This window comes from Streptomyces sp. NPDC058796 (assembly GCF_042745235.1).
Taxonomy (GTDB): Bacteria; Actinomycetota; Actinomycetes; order Streptomycetales; family Streptomycetaceae; genus Streptomyces.
Genome location: NZ_JBHYOP010000004.1, coordinates 416,180 through 433,101, shown reverse-complemented (window position 1 = coordinate 433,101; position 16,922 = coordinate 416,180). Strand labels below are relative to the sequence as shown.

Here is a 16,922-nt window from a genome sequence, read left to right as displayed (position 1 = left end):
GGGGCGGTGGCGGTCAGGCGCCGGTGACCTCGGCGGCCTTCGCCGGCGCGGGCGTGCCGGGGACCGGCTCCGTGACGGCGGCGTCCTCCCGTGGCAGTCCCCGCATGAGCCCCCAGTACCCGGCCGCCGCCGCCGTCCCGACGACGGCGCACACGCCCCAGAGCCATTCGGCGCCCCAGCGGTCGATGACGAACCCGGACATCAGTGGGGCGACGAGGGAGGCGACCGCCCAGGACATGGTGTACATCCCCTGGTACCGCCCGCGCCCGTGCACGGGCGACAGCCGCACGACGAGCCCGGTCTGGGTCGGCGCGTTGACGATCTCGGCCAGCGTCCACACGCACACGGTCAGCGCGAAGACCGCGACGGACCCGGCGAAGGCGGTGAGCCCGAAGCCGTACCCGGCCAGCAGTGCCGAGCCGACGAGCAGCAGCCGCGGATCACGGTGCTCGATGAACCGCGTGACCGGGATCTGGAGCACGACGATCAGCACCCCGTTGACGGCGATCGCCATGCCGAAGTCGGCGGGCGTGAACCCCGCCTCGCCCATGGCCACCGGCAGCCCCACGTACGCCTGCTGGAAGATCAGGGCGATGAGGAAGGACAGCCCGACGACCCCCATGTACCGCCCGTCACGCAACACGGTCCCGAGCGATACGGGAGCCTCCGTGGCACCGGCGGCCCCGCTGCCGTCGCCCCCCTCCGGCCGCGACTCGGGCAGCTTCACGAAGACGAGCACGGCGCACACCAGCGTCATCCCGGCCTCGATCAGGAAGCCGGCGAGGTAGCTGGCCTCGGCGATGAACCCGGCCGCCATGGAGGAGATGGCGAAACCGAGGTTGATGGCCCAGTAGTTGAGCGAGAAGGCGCGGATACGGTCCTCGGGCCGCACGATGTCCGCCATCATCGCCTGCACGGCCGGCCGGGAGGCGTTGCTCGCCATGCCGACCAGGAAGGCGACGCCCGCGATGGCGACCGGGTCCCGCACGAAGCCGAGCAGTGCGACGGACAGCGCGGTGGAGACCTGCGCGACGAGCAGCGTGGGCCGCCGCCCGAGCCGGTCGGCCATCACCCCGCCGCCCAGCGAGGAGACGACCCCGCCGAGCCCGTGCAGCGCGGCGACCAGTCCGGCGTACGAGGCGGAGTACCCGCGGTCGATGGTCAGGTACAGCGCCATGAAGGTGGCGACGAAGGCCCCGAGCCGATTGACCAGGGTGCTGGTCCACAGCCACCAGAACTCGCGGGGGAGCCCGGAGACGGACTCCCGCACGGCACGCCTGACACCGGTGACGGACATGGGACCCCCGAGAAGACTGTGAGCGGCGAAGACTGTAAGCGGCTGGGCTGGGAAGCACGTCTTACGTGACGCACGAACAACCTACGAACGCGTCGGTACGGGAGCCACTCGATTAACACTTCCCGTCAACCGTCCGCGCTTCGGGCGCCCCGCGCGGCCGGTGCGGGGGTTCGATTAGGCTCGGAAGCATGGCCGACGCACCGTACAAGCTGATCCTCCTCCGCCACGGCGAGAGCGAGTGGAACGAGAAGAACCTGTTCACCGGCTGGGTGGACGTCAACCTCACCCCCAAGGGCGAGAAGGAGGCGACGCGCGGCGGCGAGCTGCTCAAGGACGCCGGCCTGCTGCCCGACGTGGTCCACACGTCCGTCCAGAAGCGCGCGATCCGCACGGCCCAGCTCGCCCTGGAGGCCGCCGACCGCCACTGGATCCCCGTCCACCGCCACTGGCGCCTGAACGAGCGCCACTACGGCGCCCTCCAGGGCAAGGACAAGGCCCAGACCCTCGCCGAGTTCGGCGAGGAGCAGTTCATGCTGTGGCGCCGCTCCTACGACACCCCGCCGCCGCCGCTGGACCGCGACGCCGAGTACTCCCAGTTCTCCGACGCCCGCTACGCGACCCTCCCGCCGGAGCTGCGCCCGCAGACGGAGTGCCTGAAGGACGTAGTCGGCCGCATGCTGCCGTACTGGTTCGACAGCATCGTCCCCGACCTCCTCACCGGCCGCACGGTCCTGGTCGCCGCCCACGGCAACAGCCTGCGCGCCCTCGTGAAGCACCTCGACGGCATCTCCGACGCCGACATCGCGGGCCTGAACATCCCGACGGGCATCCCGCTGACGTACGAACTGGACGCCGAGTTCAAGCCGCTGAACCCGGGCGGGACGTACCTGGACCCGGACGCGGCCGCGGCGGCGATCGAGGCTGTGAAGAACCAGGGCAAGAAGAAGTAGCCCGCACCGACGCCGGCAAGCCCCCGCCCCGCGGTTTTCTCCGCTGGGCGGGGGCTTTCGCGTGGGGGCGGGCGCTCGAGCGTCACGGTGGGGGCCGGGATCGCCGTCCCCGAGGAAGCGGCGCCCGCATCTTCCTCCGGGCGCACGCGAAACGGCTGGTATTACTGGGGCATGCAGGAAGACATTGCACGCTCCGCGATCGACACGTTCATCTCCGCGTTCAACGCTTCGGACGACAGCCATGTGACTGCCCTGCTCTCCCAGGCTCTGACCTCAGACGTGGTCTTCTGGGGGCCGTTGGGCCGCAGTGAAGGGATCGCGGCGGTCGAGCGGTTCGTGCTGGACATCCGGCGCCACCCGGCGGGGACCGGCACGATGGTGCGCTGCTCGGCGGTGGACATGCCTGACGAGTGGGCCCGGTACCAGTGGGTCTTCACCACGCCGGACGGAGGCCCCCGCCTGGCGGGAACGGACGTCGTCCATCTGCGGCGGAGCCTCATCGACCAGGTCATCGTCTTCGCGGGGGAGATCGAACCGTCCGCCTCCTGAGTCGTCCTTTTGAGGGGGCGTCCGCCCGGCGAATGTCCTTCTCGCCGCGCCGGGCCGCCGGTTGGCTCCCGGGTTGTTCTCTGCGGAGCTGGACACCTCTGAAGCCGACCACGCCCCTCACCCGCACGTCCCGCGCAGGTGAGGGGCGTATCGCCGGGCGTCAGCCCATGCTCTTCGCGCCGTCCAGGGACTCGCGGATGATGTCGGCGTGGCCCGCGTGCTGGGCGGTCTCGGCGATGATGTGCATCAGCACCCGGCGGGCCGACCACTGCGTGTCGGCCTCGAACCACGGGGCCTTCGGCAGTGGCCACGCGGCGTCGAGGTCGGGGAGGGTGGCGACCAGGTCGTCGGTGCGGCGGGCCACCTCGGCGTAGGCGGCCAGTACGCCGTCGAGGGTCTCACCGGGCAACATGCGGAACTCGTCGGTCCGCTTGGCCATGTCGGCCTCGGTCATGGTCGTGAAGTCGCCCATCGCCGACGGGCCCTCGAGGATGAAGTCGACCCAGCCCCGCTCGGTCGAGGCCACGTGCTTGATCAGACCGCCCAGGCACAGCTCGCCGGCGGTGGTCCGCAGGCCGGCCTGCTCGTCGGTGAGGTCTCGGGTGGTGAAGCGCAGGAAGTGCCGCTGCTTGGCCAGCATTTCCAGCAGGTCGGCGCGCTCACCGGTGGCCGTGTCGCGGGTGGTCTGCTCGTTGGAGGTCATGGTGTCCGCCTTCCGGGGTTCCTGCTCCGTCGGTGTGGGAAGACGCTATGAGCGATTGAGGTCAGATCGTGTCCTACTACGCGCGGATCAGCCGCGAATTCCACGCGACCGCCCCGCCCTCAGCCGTTACGATCGCGGCCGGGGGCGGGACGTAGCGCAGTGGTCGACGCGAGCGGTCTCCAGAACCGCGAGGACGCCGGTTCGAATCCGGTCGTCCCGCCCCCCTCGGGGAACTTACGCGGGCTCCACCGGGAGCCACAGTTCGCAGGTCGCCGTCGAGAAGTCCTCCGCGCGGTCGAGGACGGCGACGATCGAGGGACCCGGGCGCAGGCGCCACGGATTGGACGGGAACCACTCCGAGGCGGTGGTCGCCCAGGTCGTCTGGAGGGTTGCCGGGTACGGGCCCGAGCTGCGGAAGACCGCCCACCGGCCGGCCGGGACCTCGATGGCGTCGAGGTCGTCGGGGGCCGGGGTGTCCCCGGTGACGGCGACCCCGTGCAGGTACGTCAGCTCGCTGCCCTCCGGGCTGTCGGGCTCCAGGTCGTCGCAGATCTGGAGCAGACCCGCCGGGTCGGTGTCGCTGAGGGATTTCAGACGGGCGTGCTCCTGCTCGGGCAGTGCGGCGATGTGCTGCTGGATGTGCGGGTTGACTCCCTCGTGGATCAGCGGGACGCGGGCGGCGTGGCCGATCAGGCGGAACGCGGGGCGGTCGGCGAAGCGGGTGTCCATGGGGGTGCTCCCTTCGACGGTCAGGCGGAACCTGAGCTGCGGTTGTGTCTGAAGGGGGCCTCCGTCACGGCGTACGTCACGCGGGGCGGCGCCGTGGACCGACCGGAACGCACGTCCGAACGCCTCGGTGGAGCCGTACCCGTGCCGGACGGCGATGCTCAGCAGGTCGTCCTCACCGCGTACGACGTCGGCGGCGGCGACCGTCATGCGGCGCCGGCGCACGTACTCCGACAGCGGCATGTCCGCCAGCGACGAGAACATCCGGCGCAGGTGGTACTCGGTGGTGCCGAGCGTTCCGGCCAGTGCGGGGACGTCGAGTTCCTCGGTGAGGTGTTCCTCGACGAGGTCGACGAGGTGGTTGAGTGCCGAGATCACGAGGCCTCCTTCCGACATCCACCGTGGCAGGGGGCGGGGGTGCGCCTCCCGATCGTTGTGGTCCGGTTCGGTCGGGTGCGGGAGGGCGCGGGATCAGGCGGCTGTACCGGTTGTCGCGGCTCACCTCGCCGTCGTCAGCCGCCCCCGGCGCCGCCCCCGGCGCCGGTCCCGCAGGCCCTCCCACGCCGCCCCCAGCGCCAGCGACTGGACCAGGGCCGACAGCACGATGCCGCCGATGAAGAACCACGTCGGGGCCTCGCCGCCCCAGAGTGACTCGCCGAGCCAGGCCACGAAGCCGAAGGCCGGGAAGGTGAAGAGGGCCGGCCAGATCCAGATGAGGGAGGCGTCGGGGCTGGTGGCGAAGAGGGGCGTCAGCGCCGCAACCGCCATCGCGCCGCCGACCGCGGTGAGGTAGGTCGCCGAGACGCGGTTGGCGACCGTCAGGCGGGTCAGGCGGGTGAGGTTGGTGAGGGTGCGTATGCGGGTGGTGCGGGTGGTGTTCATCGGGTTTCGGTCTCCCCGGAGGTCGCTTTCCGGCTGGGTGTTCCCGGCCTGAATCTGCGTGTCCAGGGTCGGACGGGATCGGCCTCCGGGGCCTGAGTACCCGTACTCAAAGAGGAGACCAGACCTAGACCGTCAGCGGGACCTCGTGGATCTCGTCCGCCTTGTGCCCCGCGCGTTCGTGGACGCGCTGGACCGCGTCGGCCGACGGGCCCTCGGAGAGGCAGTAGACCGTGCCGGAGCCGGGGTCCGCCCATGCCCGCTCGAAGTGGACGTTCTCGTCCTTCTCCAGGGCGAGGTCCGCCTGGTGGGCACGGTGGAGCTGGTCCGCGGTGATGCCGTGCATGCCGTGGTGCACGTCCATGAAGTGGGCCATGGCGGCGCACCTCCTTCGGGAGCGTCTTCCTGCTCCTTCCAGAGTGCGCGCGCACGGCGGCCGGGGCGAACCGGCCGCCGTGCCCGTCGCGTGCTCCGACGCCGCTGCCGCGCCGTCAGCCGCACTGACAGGGACTGCCCGACTGACAGCCGCAGCCGCAGCCCGACCCGCAGCCGCAGGCGGCCAGCAGGGGCAGGGCGCGCGGCTCCGGGGGCTGCTCGGTGGGGCGTTGCCGGGTGGGGTCGGGGTGCTTCGTGCCTTGGGCGCCGGGCGTGCTGGGGGAATCGGGCATGGTTCCTCCTGGAGGCTGGTGTGCCTCGGTCCATTGCACGCCCGGGGTGGCAGTCGCATCAACGGCGCATTGGGGTGACCTCGCGCGCCCCCGGCACGAACACCGGTGGGCTCACGCGCCCTCGGCCTGGGTCGTCGGCTGGATGTCCGGCTGGAGCTCGTCCGCGTGCTCACCGGTGACCAGGTAGACGACCCGCTTGGCGACGGCCACGGCGTGGTCGGCGTAGCGCTCGTAGTAGCGGCCGAGGAGAGTGACGTCCACGGCCGTCTCGATGCCGTGCTTCCAGCGGTCGTCCATCAGGTGCTGGAAGAGGGTGCGGTGGAGGAGGTCCATCGCGTCGTCGTCCTGCTCCAGCTGGAGCGCCAGGTCGACGTCCTTCGTGATGATCACCTCGGCCGCCTTCGCCATCAGGCGCTGCGCGAGCTGGCCCATCTCCAGGATGGTCGCGTGCAGGTCGTGCGGCACCGCGCGCGCCGGGTAGCGCAGCCGGGCCAGCTTGGCGACGTGCTGGGCCAGGTCGCCCGAGCGCTCCAGGTCGGCCGACATCCTCAGCGAGGTGACGACTATCCGCAGGTCGGTGGCGACCGGCTGCTGCCGGGCCAGCAGGGTTATCGCCCGGGCCTCCAGCTCGTGCTGGAGCTCGTCGACCTTCTGGTCGCCCTCGATGACCGCCTCGGCCAGCTTCAGGTCGGAGTCGAGGATCGCGGTCGTGGCGCGTCCGATCGCCGACCCGACCAGCCGGGCCATCTCCACCAGACTGTCGCCGATCGAGTCAAGTTCCTCGTGGTACGCGTCCCGCATCAGGGTTCCCTCTCGTACGTCCGTATAGGGGGCTCGCTCCGGCTCGCACCGGCTCGGACCCCTTGCCGTGCCCCCACGCTTACACGTTCCCGCCTGTACGCGTCCGTTTCCGGCACCACAAGTGAATCGCCCCTGGCTCCAAGGTGAACTCTGGGCGACGAGTGTTCGAGGTCGCAGTCGGATGGCTGGGGCGGGGCCGTTCGCCGTGCCTAACCTGGAGGCATGGACGTGAACGCGGCGGTCGCCGCAGCGGCTGCGATCGCCGGAGTGCTCACCGGCGTCATCGCCATGCTGGCGTTCCGCTGGAGCGAGCGGGAGCAGAAGCGCCCCACGCGCACCTCGCTCCACACGGACCCCGTGCTGCCGCCGGGTGTGGACACCGTCCTGTCGGTGCTCCGGTCCTCCGCGGTCGTCCTCGACGAGGCCGACGCGGTGGTCAAGGCCAGCTCGGCGGCGTACGCCCTCGGACTGGTCCGGGGCGGCAAGCTCGCCGTCGAGCCGATGCTGCAGATGGCCAGGGACACCAGGCGGGACGGGGAGATACGGCAGGTCGAGCTGGACCTGCCGAGGCGCGGCAACGGGCGGGGTGAGGCCCTGGCCGTCTCCGCGCGCGTCGCGCCGCTCGGGTCGCGGCTGGTGCTGCTGCTGGTCGAGGACCTCACCGAGGCCCGTCGCATCGAGGCCGTACGCCGCGACTTCGTCGCCAATGTGAGCCATGAGCTGAAGACGCCGGTCGGGGCGCTCTCGCTGCTGTCAGAGGCCGTCATGGACGCCTCCGACGATCCGGAGGCCGTGGAGCGGTTCGCCGGGCGGATGCAGATCGAGGCCACCCGGCTCACCAACCTGGTGCAGGAGCTCATCGACCTGTCCCGGGTGCAGAACGACGACCCCCTCGACGACGCCGAGCCCGTCCGGGTGGACGAGCTGGTCGCCGAGGCCATCGACCGGTGCCGGCAGGCGGCCGGCACGAAGCAGATCACCATGGCCGCCGGAGGTACGGCGGATCTGCACGTGCGCGGCAATCGCGGCCAGCTCGCCGCGGCGCTCGGCAACCTCGTCGAGAACGCCGTCAACTACTCGCCCGCCCGCACCCGCGTCGGCATAGCCGCCCGCCGCGTGGGCGCGCCCGGCGGCGACCTGATCGAGATCGCCGTCACCGACCAGGGGATCGGCATCTCCGAGAAGGACAAGGAGCGCGTCTTCGAGCGCTTCTACCGCGTGGACCCGGCCCGCTCCCGGGCCACCGGAGGCACCGGTCTGGGTCTCGCGATCGTCAAGCACGTGGTCGCCTCGCACGGCGGGGAGGTCACGGTGTGGAGCGCCGAAGGCCAGGGCTCCACCTTCACGCTGCGGCTGCCGGAGTCGGGCCCCGCCCGCGGCCGCGCGCCGCGGCGCCCCGACCGCGCCGGACTCAGTGCCGAGACCGAGCGGTCCCCCTCATCCCCCCATACTTCCCCGTACGAAACGCTTCCCGCCCCGGAGGTCCTTCCGTGACCCGTGTGCTCGTCGTCGAGGACGAGGAGTCCTTTTCCGACGTCCTGTCGTACATGCTCCGCAAGGAGGGCTTCGAGGTCGCCGTCGCGACCACCGGCCCCGACGGACTCGACGAGTTCGAGCGCAACGGCGCCGACCTCGTCCTCCTCGACCTGATGCTGCCCGGCCTGCCGGGCACCGAGGTCTGCCGCCAGCTGCGCGGCCGATCGAACGTCCCCGTGATCATGGTGACGGCCAAGGACAGCGAGATCGACAAGGTCGTCGGGCTGGAAATAGGGGCCGACGACTACGTCACCAAGCCCTTCTCCTCCCGCGAGCTGGTCGCCCGCATCCGGGCCGTACTGCGCCGGCGCGGTGAGCCGGAGGAGGTCGCCCCGGCCGCCCTGGAGGCCGGTCCCGTCCGCATGGACGTCGACCGGCACGTGGTGACCGTGGGCGGCACCAAGGTCGACCTGCCGCTGAAGGAGTTCGACCTGCTGGAGATGCTGCTGCGCAACGCCGGCCGCGTGCTGACCCGCATGCAGCTCATCGACCGGGTGTGGGGCGCCGACTACGTCGGTGACACCAAGACCCTCGACGTCCACGTCAAGCGGCTGCGCGCCAAGATCGAGCCCGACCCGGGCGCGCCGCGGTACCTGGTGACGGTGCGGGGGCTCGGGTACAAGTTCGAGCCGTAGAGCGGCCGGCGCGTCGGCGCCTGCGGCGGGTACGGAAAAGGGCGGGGCCTCCGGAGAGGTCCCGCCCTTCTTCGTTGCTTCGTCCGGTACGGGGCTCAGTGGCCGGCTTCGGTGCCGGTGCCCTGGGTGGTGCCGTCCGCGGCCGCTCCGGTCTCGCCCGCCTCGCCGGACGGCTCGCCGGTGGCGCCGTCGGTGCCGGTGGCCGACTCGTCGTCGGACGGGGCGCCCGACTCCTCCTGCGAGGGCTTCGCCGACGCGCCGGGCGCCGCCGGGACGTCGCTCGGGCCCCACCCGGAGAAGTAGCTCTCGGCGGGGACGACGAAGGCCTCCAGGCTCACCTCACCGGTCTTGCTGAAGGTGAAGGTGATCTTCTGCGCGTTGCCGTCCTGGATGGCCTCGCGGCTGCTGGGCAGGACGGCGGAGGCGTTGCCCTCGCCGCCGAGGACCAGGGAGCCGCCCGCCGGGACGGTCAGGCCGCCGTCGCCGCCCTTCTCGCCCTTGGCGGGCTTCAGCTCGGCGGACTTGCCGGTGCCGTCCACGGTGATGGACTCGAGGGTCTGGTCCGTCCTGCCGTTGTTGAAGAAGGTGGCGGAGACCACGGCCGGGCCGGTCGACTCCAGGTCGGGCTGCGTGATGACGACGGCGTTCTGGATCTGGATGTCACCGACCGTCGTCGCGGCGTTGTCCGGCTTGATGTTCAGCGTCTCGGCGTTGTGACCGGCAGCGCACGCGGCGAGCGAGGCGATCGAGAACGCGATGGCGGCGGCGGCGAGGGCGCCGCGTCGAAGGCTGCTGCTCACGGCGGCGGCAACTCCTTGGACTCGAGCGAGGCGGCGGCAACGGATAAAGCCGCCCTAAGTGACTGTCAGCGGCCTTAGGCTACCGAGCCGTTCCCGGGCCGCCGCACCCGACCCTCCCCGAAGGTGATCTGCTTCGCCCGGCAGGCGGCCGTACGGGTGGCGCGGCTGCCTTGCCGGCGGACCGCTTCGGACAGGGTTTTGCGGCCCGCGCTCGTCCGCCATTCACATAAGAAGCCTCCGCCATACCGGTCACCGATCGGTGCGCGAATTTTCCGTGAAGGAATGCGCGGAGGGGCAGGAAATTGATCATCCGAGGGCCGGCCGGGGTGGCTCGTGATCAATTCCGGAATCGGCCGGAACCCCGTCCCGGTCACCGAACGGAGTAGCGGAAGTCGCACGCGTTGAACCGGACATATGGGGCTGTTCGGGCAGGTGGGAGGGCCTCCGGATGTGTGTGACGTGCGCGTTTCGCCCGGCCTGAAGAGCCGCTCCGACCTGCGAATACTTTCTTCCGCTCGCCCGGCGCAGCACGTTCATGTTGCTGTTGTCAAGCCCCGAGATATGCCCTGACCTGCGAAAACGCCATTCAGAAGACGCCGTATCCGTGTTACCCTGGATAGCCACGGAAGGGGTACCTGTCACATGACGTTCAAGGTTGGCGACACCGTGGTCTATCCCCATCACGGGGCCGCGCTGATCGAGGCTATCGAAACTCGCCAGATCAAAGGCGTGGACAAGACCTACTTGGTGCTGAAGGTCGCCCAGGGCGATCTGACGGTACGTGTGCCAGCGGACAATGCGGAGTTCGTCGGCGTGCGTGATGTGGTCGGTCAGGACGGACTGGACCGGGTCTTCGAGGTGCTGCGCGCGCCGTACGCCGAGGAGCCCACGAACTGGTCGCGTCGTTACAAGGCAAACCTGGAGAAGCTCGCCTCCGGCGACGTCATCAAGGTCGCGGAAGTCGTGCGCGACCTGTGGCGCCGGGAGCGCGAGCGCGGACTCTCCGCCGGTGAGAAGCGCATGCTCGCCAAGGCCCGCCAGATCCTGGTGAGCGAGCTCGCTCTTGCGGAGAACACCAACGAGGACAAGGCGGAGGCCCTGCTCGACGAGGTGCTCGCCTCCTGACGCGCCTCCCGGGGCGGGACGCGGGTAGGCGTCCGCCCGGATCAGCGCACTGAAATGCCGCGGTGCCCGATGACATCTTTGCTGTCGCCGGGCGCTGCGGCATGTTCGTACCCGGACGTCGTCCTCGTACGATCAACCCGGGGGACCCGTCCCCCGGTCCTGGCGTGCCGGGCCCGGGCTGCTGGCTCGACCAGGGTCACGGAAGGGTCCGGTCAAGGCGTCGCGCCCGGCACGGTGAGGCCATACCCAACTAGGTCGAGCACACAAACCTGACAGGAACCGATGTCTGACGAATCGCGTCCCTCGCCCGCCGAGATGTCCACCGAGACGGCCGCCGGCACCCGTGCGAACATCCGGACCGCGGCCGTCATTCCGGCCGCCGGCCGGGGCGTACGGCTCGGGCCCGGCGCCCCGAAGGCCCTGCGCGCGCTGGGCGGGACGCCCATGCTCATCCACGCGGTGCGGGCGATGGCGGCCTCCCGCCGGGTCTCCCTCGTCGTGGTCGTCGCCCCGCCCGACGGCGCGGCCGAGGTCAAGAGCCTGCTCGACGCCCACGCGCTGCCCGAGTGGACGGACTTCCTCGTCGTGCCCGGGGGCGGGTCGCGGCAGGAGTCCGTACGGCTCGGACTGGACGCGCTGCCGGACGAGTACGACGTCGTCCTCGTGCACGACGCGGCCCGGCCGCTGGTGCCGGTGGACACGGTGGACACCGTGATCGAGGCCGTACGGGAGGGCGCGCCGGCCGTGGTGCCGGCCCTGCCGCTCGCCGACACGGTCAAGCAGGTCGAGCCGGCCGCGGTGCCGGGTGAGCCGGAGCCGGTGGTGGCGACGCCGGAGCGGGCGCGGCTGCGTGCGGTGCAGACGCCGCAGGGGTTCGACCGGGGGACGCTGGTGCGGGCCCACGGGACCGTGACCGACAACGTCACGGACGACGCGAGCATGGTCGAGCAGCTCGGGCTGACCGTGGTGGTCGTGCCGGGGCACGAGGAGGCGTTCAAGGTGACGCGGCCTCTCGACCTGGTGCTCGCGGAGGCGGTGCTGGCCCGCAGGAGGCTGAACGATGGGTTCTGAGGGTGCTGAGGGTTCTGTGACGGACGGGTTCGTGGTGCTGCCGCAGGTGGGGATCGGGACGGACATCCACGCCTTCGAGGACGGGCGCGAGCTGTGGTGCGCCGGGTTGAAGTGGGACGGCGAGGGGGCCGGGCTGGCCGGGCACTCCGACGCGGACGTCGTGGCGCACGCGGCGTGCAACGCGTTGTTCTCGGCGGCGGGGCTCGGGGACCTCGGGCAGCACTTCGGTACCGGGCGGCCGGAGTGGTCCGGGGCGTCGGGGGTGACGCTGCTGACGGAGGCGGCGCGGATCGTGCGGGCGGCGGGGTTCCGGATCGGGAACGTCGCGGTGCAGGTGGTCGGGCCGAGGCCGAAGATCGGAAAGCGGCGGGACGAGGCGGAGGCGGTTCTGTCCGGGGCGGTGGGGGCGCCGGTGTCCGTGTCGGGCGCGACGACGGACGGGCTGGGGTTTCCGGGGCGGGGGGAAGGGCTGATGGCGGTGGCTACGGCGTTGGTGGTGCGGGCGGGTTGAGCGGGGGGTGAGCTGACCCGGCGTTGTGCCGGTGCCGGTGCCGGGCGGGCCGTTTCGGGGCTCCGCCCCGCACCCCGCCAGGGGCTCCGCCCCTGGACCCCGGCCTGTGCCCACCCGACCACCCGACTCGGTCGGCCGATGGGCGGGCGTCGCCGCCGGGCCCGGTCCGGGGACAAGAGTGGCCGCGTGCCCGTGGCACCGCCCCGCGCCCACTACCCTGGAGGGGTGACTATTCGCCTGTACGACACCAGCGCCCGGCAGATCCGTGACTTCGCCCCCCTCACGCCGGGCTGCGTCTCGATCTACCTCTGCGGTGCCACCGTCCAGGCCGCCCCGCACATCGGGCACATCCGTTCCGGGCTGAACTTCGACATCATGCGCCGCTGGTTCGCGTACCGCGGCTACGACGTCACGTTCATCCGCAACGTCACCGACATCGACGACAAGATCATCAGGAAGGCCGCGGACCAGCACCGCCCCTGGTGGTCCATCGGGTACGAGAACGAGCGGGCGTTCAACGACGCCTACGACGCCCTCGGCTGCCTGCCGCCGACGTACGAGCCCCGCGCCACCGGGCACATCACCGAGATGGTCGAGATGATGCGCGGCCTCATCGAGCGCGGGCACGCCTACGAGGCCGAGGGCAACGTCTACTTCGACGTGCGGTCCCTGCCCGGGTACCTGTCGCTGTCCAACCAGGACCTCGACGAGCTGCGCCAGCCCTCCGGAGAGGGCGAGACCGGCAAGCGGGACCCGCGGGACTTCGCCATGTGGAAGGCGGCGAAGCCGGGGGAGCCGAGCTGGGAGACGCCGTGGGGGCGGGGGCGGCCGGGGTGGCACCTGGAGTGCTCGGCCATGGCGCACAAGTACCTGGGCGAGGAGTTCGACATCCACGGGGGCGGGATCGACCTGATCTTCCCGCACCACGAGAACGAGATCGCCCAGGCCAAGGGCTTCGGCGACGCGTTCGCCCGCTACTGGGTGCACAACGCCTGGGTCACCATGAGCGGCGAGAAGATGTCGAAGTCGCTCGGCAACAGCGTGCTCGTGAGCGAGATGGTGAAGACGTGGCGGCCGGTCGTGCTGCGGTACTACCTGGGCACGCCGCACTACCGCTCCACCATCGAGTACAGCGAGGAGTCCCTGCGCGAGGCCGAGTCGGCGTACGCGCGGATCGAGGGCTTCGTGCAGCGCGTCACCGAGCTGGCCGGCCACGCCGTCGAGCCCGCCGCCGAGGTGCCGCCCGCCTTCGCCGAGGCGATGGACGACGACCTCGGCGTCCCGGGGGCGCTCGCGGTCGTGCACACCACCGTCCGGCAGGGCAACAGCGCGCTGGCCGCCGACGACAAGGAGGCCGCCGTCGAGCGGCTCGCCGAGGTGCGGGCCATGCTCGGGGTGCTGGGCCTGGACCCGCTGGCCCCGCACTGGGCGGGGGAGCAGGAGCAGGGCGAGGACCTGCGGCACGTCGTCGACAGTCTCGTACGGCTCGTGCTCGACCAGCGGGAGTCCGCGCGGGCCCGCAAGGACTGGGCCACGGCGGACGCCATCCGCGACGAGCTGGGACGGTCCGGTCTGGTCATCGAGGACGGCCCGCAGGGCCCCCGCTGGAGCCTCGGCTCCCGCTGACCGGCCGGGCGCCGGAGTCCGCAACCGTAGATCGATTGTGCCGCCCGGCCCTCCGGGCGGCACACTGCATGAGAACGCAACAAGACACCGAGCTTCACGCACACTCCCGTAGAGAGCGGAGACAGGTAACTCATGGCCGCGAACAACCGCCGCATGTCCGGCAAGAAGGGCGCGCAGGTCGGCAGCGGCGGCAAGCGGCGCCGGGGCCTGGAAGGCAAAGGGCCGACGCCTCCCGCCGAGATGCGCAAGGGGCACGCCAAGCAGCGTGCCGCCAACGCCAAGGCGCGCCGCGCCACCGGGCGCACCCAGCAGCGGCGCGGCGGCGGGCGGTCCACGTCCGAGCTGGTCGTCGGCCGCAACCCGGTCTTCGAGGCGCTGCGCGACGGCGTGCCCGCCTCGACGCTCTACGTCCAGCAGTTCATCGACAACGACGAGCGGGTGCGCGAGGCGCTCCAGCTCGCGGCCGAGCGCGGCGGCATCAACCTCATGGAGGCGCCGCGTCCCGAGCTGGACCGGATGACCAACGGGCTCAACCACCAGGGCCTGGTCCTCCAGGTCCCGCCGTACGAGTACGCGCACCCCGAGGACCTGGTCGCCGCCGCCCACGACGAGGGAGCGGACCCGCTGATCGTCGCCCTCGACGGCGTGACCGACCCGCGCAACCTCGGCGCCGTCGTCCGCTCCGTCTCCGCCTTCGGCGGCCACGGCGTGGTCGTGCCCGAGCGGCGCGCGGCCGGCATGACGGCGGGCGCCTGGAAGACGTCCGCCGGCACGGCCGCCCGTACGCCGGTGGCCCGGGCCACCAACCTCACCCGGGCGCTGGAGCAGTACCAGAAGGCCGGGATCACGGTCGTCGGCCTCGCCGCCGACGGCGAGGCCGAACTCGGCGAACTGGAGGCCCTGGACGGCCCCCTGGTCGTCGTGGTCGGCAGCGAGGGCAAGGGCCTGTCCCGGCTCGTCGGGGAGACCTGTGACGTCCGGGTGCGGATTCCGATGCCGGGCGGGGCGGAGTCGCTGAACGCCGGTGTGGCGGCGGGGATCGTGCTGTACGAGGCGGCGCGGCGCAGGCGCTGATCCGGGAACGGGGTTTCGACTCCGTCACCCACACGGGGTGTTCCGGGCTGTCCGGGCGGGCTTGACGCGGTCCGGACAGTTCGGCGCGGTCAAGGCAGTGTCCTAACGACACATCACTCGGTTAGATGAGTGTGGACACCAGAACACCCCGCACACCCACGGGGGACCGCTCGTCGGGATACGACGACGCTCCCGCGCTGAGCATGGTGAAGGTGCCGAGCGATCCGGCCCAGGTCATCGTCAATCACGCGAGCTTCCGCGTGCAGCTCGGTGCCTCCGCCGGGCGGACCCGGTCCCCGCGGATCGCGCGGCACTTGAGCGCCACCCAGGACACCGCCCGCATGCCCGGCCTCACGGGCACCGCTCCGGCAGCCGCCCGCCGCCGCGCCGTCGTCTGGAGCGGGCGTTCCGACCCGGACGACACCGGCGCCCACCGGCTGCTCCAGGCGGTGCGGGCCGGAGCCGGCCGCCACACCGAGGACCCGGCCGCCGACACCTCCGCCGACGCCGGAGCGACCCAGGTCATCCCCCGCGTCGACATCGACGGCGGCGCCCCGGGCCACGACGGCTACGAGGACTACGACGGTTACGGCGACGGGCCCGCCACCCAGCCCCTCGAGGCCCCCCTCGTCGGCGCCCAGCGCGGCCCCGTCCCCGAGGGCACCCGGCTGCTGCCGGCCATGCGCACCGTCGGCAGCGCCTACGACGAACCCGCCTACCCCGGCGAGGACTTCACCACCGGACCCGGCCAGTACGACGACGGCTACGGCGACGGCTACGACGAGGGCACGGAAGAGCCCGAGCCGCGCACCCGGCGGCACGCCGACGACGACGCGCGGCACGCCTACTTCCCCGGCCGCCGCATGAACCTCGGCGTCGTGCTGCTCCCGCTGCGCGTCTTCCTCGGCTTCATCTCCATCTACGCCGGCATGGGCAAGCTCTGCGACCCCGTCTACTTCGACGGCGGCGAGCGCGGCTCCATGGTCAAGTGGCTCAACACCCTGCATCCCTGGGACGTCGCCGAGCCGCTGCGCCAGTTCGCCCTCGCTCACCCCGTCGGCGCCGGGCTCGTGATCGCCTTCCTCCAGGTGCTCGTGGGCGTCCTGACCGTCCTGGGCTGCTGGCAGCGCGTCGCCGCAGTCATCGGCGCCGGCCTGTCCGCCGCGCTCCTGGTCACCGTCAGCTGGAAGAGCGTCCCCGTCTACGACGCGCCCGACATCATCTACCTCGCCGCCTGGTCCCCGCTGATCATCGCCGGCGCGCCCGTCTACTCCGTGGACGGCAGGCTGGCCGGCAACGCCTGGCGGCGCCTGGGCCCCCGCGCCGACATCTGGGACCTGCGCCGCTACGTCCTGCGCCGCGGCGCCCTCGTCACCTTCCTCGTCGCCGGTGTCACCCTCCTGGTCGGCTCGCTGCTCGGCGGTGCCGTCCGGGACGCCGACCGAGTGGTCGTCCCCGGGCCCGGCGAGGCCCCGCGCAACGAACTGCCCGGCTCCCCGCTCCCGCAGGAGCCCGGCACCCGCGAGCCGAAGACCTCCCCGGAGGCCTCCGCCTCGCCCACCCGTGGCGCCACCGGTGACGCGGCCACCCCGTCCGAGAACGCCGCGGCCACCTCCGGAGCCACCCGGGACAGCGGCAGCGCGACGGCCGGCACCACGCCCAGCCAGACCCAGGGCACGACGGGCCAGGCCCCGCCGCGGCAGTCCTCCCCGGCCGGCGAGGCACCGAGCACCACGGCGGGACCGACCGCGGGCGGCACCACCACCGGCGGCGGCGGATCGAGCGGCGGCAGCGGCGGTGGTGACAGCGACGACGGCGGCTCCTCCTCCACCGGAGAGCCGGGGGGCAGCCGCCTGGTGGGCGGCCTCCTGGGCTAGCCGCCTCCCACAGAGCGGCCCACGCGGCCGTACGTACGCCGAAGGGCCCCGCACACGCCACGTGCGGGGCCCTTCGGCGTACCGGCTCGCCCGG

General features: G+C 72.0%; 18 protein-coding genes and 1 tRNA gene. 11 read left to right on the top strand and 8 right to left on the bottom strand.

Going from position 1 to position 16,922, the window contains the following annotated elements:
- Window positions 1-13: 13 nt before the first annotated feature.
- Window positions 14-1,297 (bottom strand): MDR family MFS transporter, encoded by a 1,284-nt coding sequence (locus tag ACFW47_RS13830; protein WP_386305902.1) that lies wholly within the window; start codon window positions 1,295-1,297, stop codon window positions 14-16.
- Window positions 1,298-1,485: 188 nt separating this feature from the next.
- Between ACFW47_RS13830 and ACFW47_RS13825 the strand changes: the two genes are divergently transcribed.
- Both ACFW47_RS13825 and ACFW47_RS13820 read left to right on the top strand, forming a co-directional pair.
- Window positions 1,486-2,247, top strand: a complete 762-nt coding sequence (locus ACFW47_RS13825; protein WP_386280542.1) for a phosphoglyceromutase — start codon at window positions 1,486-1,488, stop codon at window positions 2,245-2,247.
- Between the two features lie 171 nt (window positions 2,248-2,418).
- Window positions 2,419-2,796, top strand: coding sequence for a nuclear transport factor 2 family protein (locus ACFW47_RS13820; protein WP_386280543.1), 378 nt, complete (start codon window positions 2,419-2,421; stop codon window positions 2,794-2,796).
- Window positions 2,797-2,956: 160 nt separating this feature from the next.
- Here ACFW47_RS13820 and ACFW47_RS13815 read toward each other — a convergent pair whose 3' ends face one another.
- Window positions 2,957-3,499 (bottom strand): DinB family protein, encoded by a 543-nt coding sequence (locus ACFW47_RS13815; protein WP_386280545.1) that lies wholly within the window; start codon window positions 3,497-3,499, stop codon window positions 2,957-2,959.
- Window positions 3,500-3,644: 145 nt separating this feature from the next.
- Between ACFW47_RS13815 and ACFW47_RS13810 the strand changes: the two genes are divergently transcribed.
- Window positions 3,645-3,719: transfer RNA gene (locus ACFW47_RS13810), tRNA-Trp, on the top strand.
- Between the two features lie 14 nt (window positions 3,720-3,733).
- Here ACFW47_RS13810 and ACFW47_RS13805 read toward each other — a convergent pair.
- From ACFW47_RS13805 to phoU, 5 genes are all read right to left on the bottom strand, one after another.
- Window positions 3,734-4,603, bottom strand: a complete 870-nt coding sequence (locus ACFW47_RS13805) for a GyrI-like domain-containing protein (RefSeq protein ID WP_386280546.1) — start codon at window positions 4,601-4,603, stop codon at window positions 3,734-3,736.
- Window positions 4,604-4,723: 120 nt separating this feature from the next.
- Window positions 4,724-5,107: an SCO4225 family membrane protein gene (locus tag ACFW47_RS13800; protein ID WP_386305900.1), complete on the bottom strand. Its 384-nt coding sequence runs from the start codon at window positions 5,105-5,107 to the stop codon at window positions 4,724-4,726.
- Between the two features lie 124 nt (window positions 5,108-5,231).
- A complete protein-coding gene (locus ACFW47_RS13795; protein WP_386280550.1) occupies window positions 5,232-5,480 on the bottom strand; it encodes an SCO4226 family nickel-binding protein in 249 nt (82 codons plus the stop codon).
- Between the two features lie 115 nt (window positions 5,481-5,595).
- The gene (locus ACFW47_RS13790) at window positions 5,596-5,772 is read right to left on the bottom strand and encodes a hypothetical protein (RefSeq protein WP_386280552.1); all 177 of its coding nucleotides are present in this window, start codon (window positions 5,770-5,772) and stop codon (window positions 5,596-5,598) included.
- Between the two features lie 111 nt (window positions 5,773-5,883).
- Complete coding sequence (gene phoU, locus ACFW47_RS13785) at window positions 5,884-6,573, bottom strand: phosphate signaling complex protein PhoU (RefSeq protein WP_386280554.1); 690 nt, start codon at window positions 6,571-6,573, stop codon at window positions 5,884-5,886.
- Window positions 6,574-6,795: 222 nt separating this feature from the next.
- Here phoU and ACFW47_RS13780 point away from each other — a divergent pair, with 222 nt between their 5' ends.
- Window positions 6,796-8,067, top strand: a complete 1,272-nt coding sequence (locus tag ACFW47_RS13780) for a sensor histidine kinase (RefSeq protein ID WP_386280556.1) — start codon at window positions 6,796-6,798, stop codon at window positions 8,065-8,067.
- A complete protein-coding gene (locus tag ACFW47_RS13775; protein WP_043381903.1) occupies window positions 8,064-8,744 on the top strand; it encodes a response regulator transcription factor in 681 nt (226 codons plus the stop codon). The genes ACFW47_RS13780 and ACFW47_RS13775 overlap by 4 nt, the downstream gene beginning before the upstream one ends.
- A 95-nt stretch (window positions 8,745-8,839) precedes the next feature.
- Here the strand turns inward: ACFW47_RS13775 and ACFW47_RS13770 are convergent, their stop codons facing one another.
- Entirely contained in the window at window positions 8,840-9,544 is a 705-nt protein-coding gene (locus ACFW47_RS13770; RefSeq protein WP_386280559.1) for a DUF461 domain-containing protein, read from the bottom strand.
- 642 nt (window positions 9,545-10,186) lie between these two features.
- On the opposite strand from ACFW47_RS13770, the gene ACFW47_RS13765 reads away from it, so the two are divergent.
- The 6 genes from ACFW47_RS13765 to ACFW47_RS13740 all read left to right on the top strand — a co-directional run bounded on the left by ACFW47_RS13765 (window position 10,187) and on the right by ACFW47_RS13740 (window position 16,828).
- Window positions 10,187-10,669, top strand: coding sequence for a CarD family transcriptional regulator (locus tag ACFW47_RS13765; RefSeq protein ID WP_003953493.1), 483 nt, complete (start codon window positions 10,187-10,189; stop codon window positions 10,667-10,669).
- Window positions 10,670-10,951: 282 nt separating this feature from the next.
- The gene (gene ispD / locus ACFW47_RS13760) at window positions 10,952-11,740 is read left to right on the top strand and encodes a 2-C-methyl-D-erythritol 4-phosphate cytidylyltransferase (RefSeq protein ID WP_386305898.1); all 789 of its coding nucleotides are present in this window, start codon (window positions 10,952-10,954) and stop codon (window positions 11,738-11,740) included.
- Window positions 11,730-12,251, top strand: coding sequence for a 2-C-methyl-D-erythritol 2,4-cyclodiphosphate synthase (gene ispF, locus ACFW47_RS13755; RefSeq protein WP_386305897.1), 522 nt, complete (start codon window positions 11,730-11,732; stop codon window positions 12,249-12,251). The genes ispD and ispF overlap by 11 nt, the downstream gene beginning before the upstream one ends.
- A 225-nt stretch (window positions 12,252-12,476) precedes the next feature.
- Window positions 12,477-13,877, top strand: coding sequence for a cysteine--tRNA ligase (gene cysS, locus ACFW47_RS13750; RefSeq protein WP_386280566.1), 1,401 nt, complete (start codon window positions 12,477-12,479; stop codon window positions 13,875-13,877).
- 132 nt (window positions 13,878-14,009) lie between these two features.
- Window positions 14,010-14,951, top strand: a complete 942-nt coding sequence (gene rlmB / locus ACFW47_RS13745) for a 23S rRNA (guanosine(2251)-2'-O)-methyltransferase RlmB (RefSeq protein ID WP_217251474.1) — start codon at window positions 14,010-14,012, stop codon at window positions 14,949-14,951.
- Between the two features lie 125 nt (window positions 14,952-15,076).
- Window positions 15,077-16,828, top strand: a complete 1,752-nt coding sequence (locus ACFW47_RS13740; protein WP_386305896.1) for a DoxX family protein — start codon at window positions 15,077-15,079, stop codon at window positions 16,826-16,828.
- The last annotated feature ends 94 nt before the right edge of the window (window positions 16,829-16,922 follow it).

What these genes read in the sequence shown, in the direction of transcription:
- ispF (WP_386305897.1), top strand. Translation starts at nt 11,730, where the DNA reads ATGGGTTCTGAGGGTGCTGAGGGTTCTGTGACGGACGGGTTCGTGGTG.
- phoU (WP_386280554.1), bottom strand. Translation starts at nt 6,573, where the DNA reads ATGCGGGACGCGTACCACGAGGAACTTGACTCGATCGGCGACAGTCTG.
- ACFW47_RS13830 (WP_386305902.1), bottom strand. Translation starts at nt 1,297, where the DNA reads ATGTCCGTCACCGGTGTCAGGCGTGCCGTGCGGGAGTCCGTCTCCGGG.
- rlmB (WP_217251474.1), top strand. Translation starts at nt 14,010, where the DNA reads ATGGCCGCGAACAACCGCCGCATGTCCGGCAAGAAGGGCGCGCAGGTC.
- ACFW47_RS13800 (WP_386305900.1), bottom strand. Translation starts at nt 5,107, where the DNA reads ATGAACACCACCCGCACCACCCGCATACGCACCCTCACCAACCTCACC.
- ACFW47_RS13820 (WP_386280543.1), top strand. Translation starts at nt 2,419, where the DNA reads ATGCAGGAAGACATTGCACGCTCCGCGATCGACACGTTCATCTCCGCG.
- ACFW47_RS13815 (WP_386280545.1), bottom strand. Translation starts at nt 3,499, where the DNA reads ATGACCTCCAACGAGCAGACCACCCGCGACACGGCCACCGGTGAGCGC.
- ispD (WP_386305898.1), top strand. Translation starts at nt 10,952, where the DNA reads ATGTCTGACGAATCGCGTCCCTCGCCCGCCGAGATGTCCACCGAGACG.
- ACFW47_RS13780 (WP_386280556.1), top strand. Translation starts at nt 6,796, where the DNA reads ATGGACGTGAACGCGGCGGTCGCCGCAGCGGCTGCGATCGCCGGAGTG.
- ACFW47_RS13765 (WP_003953493.1), top strand. Translation starts at nt 10,187, where the DNA reads ATGACGTTCAAGGTTGGCGACACCGTGGTCTATCCCCATCACGGGGCC.
- ACFW47_RS13740 (WP_386305896.1), top strand. Translation starts at nt 15,077, where the DNA reads ATGAGTGTGGACACCAGAACACCCCGCACACCCACGGGGGACCGCTCG.
- ACFW47_RS13825 (WP_386280542.1), top strand. Translation starts at nt 1,486, where the DNA reads ATGGCCGACGCACCGTACAAGCTGATCCTCCTCCGCCACGGCGAGAGC.
- ACFW47_RS13790 (WP_386280552.1), bottom strand. Translation starts at nt 5,772, where the DNA reads ATGCCCGATTCCCCCAGCACGCCCGGCGCCCAAGGCACGAAGCACCCC.
- ACFW47_RS13795 (WP_386280550.1), bottom strand. Translation starts at nt 5,480, where the DNA reads ATGGCCCACTTCATGGACGTGCACCACGGCATGCACGGCATCACCGCG.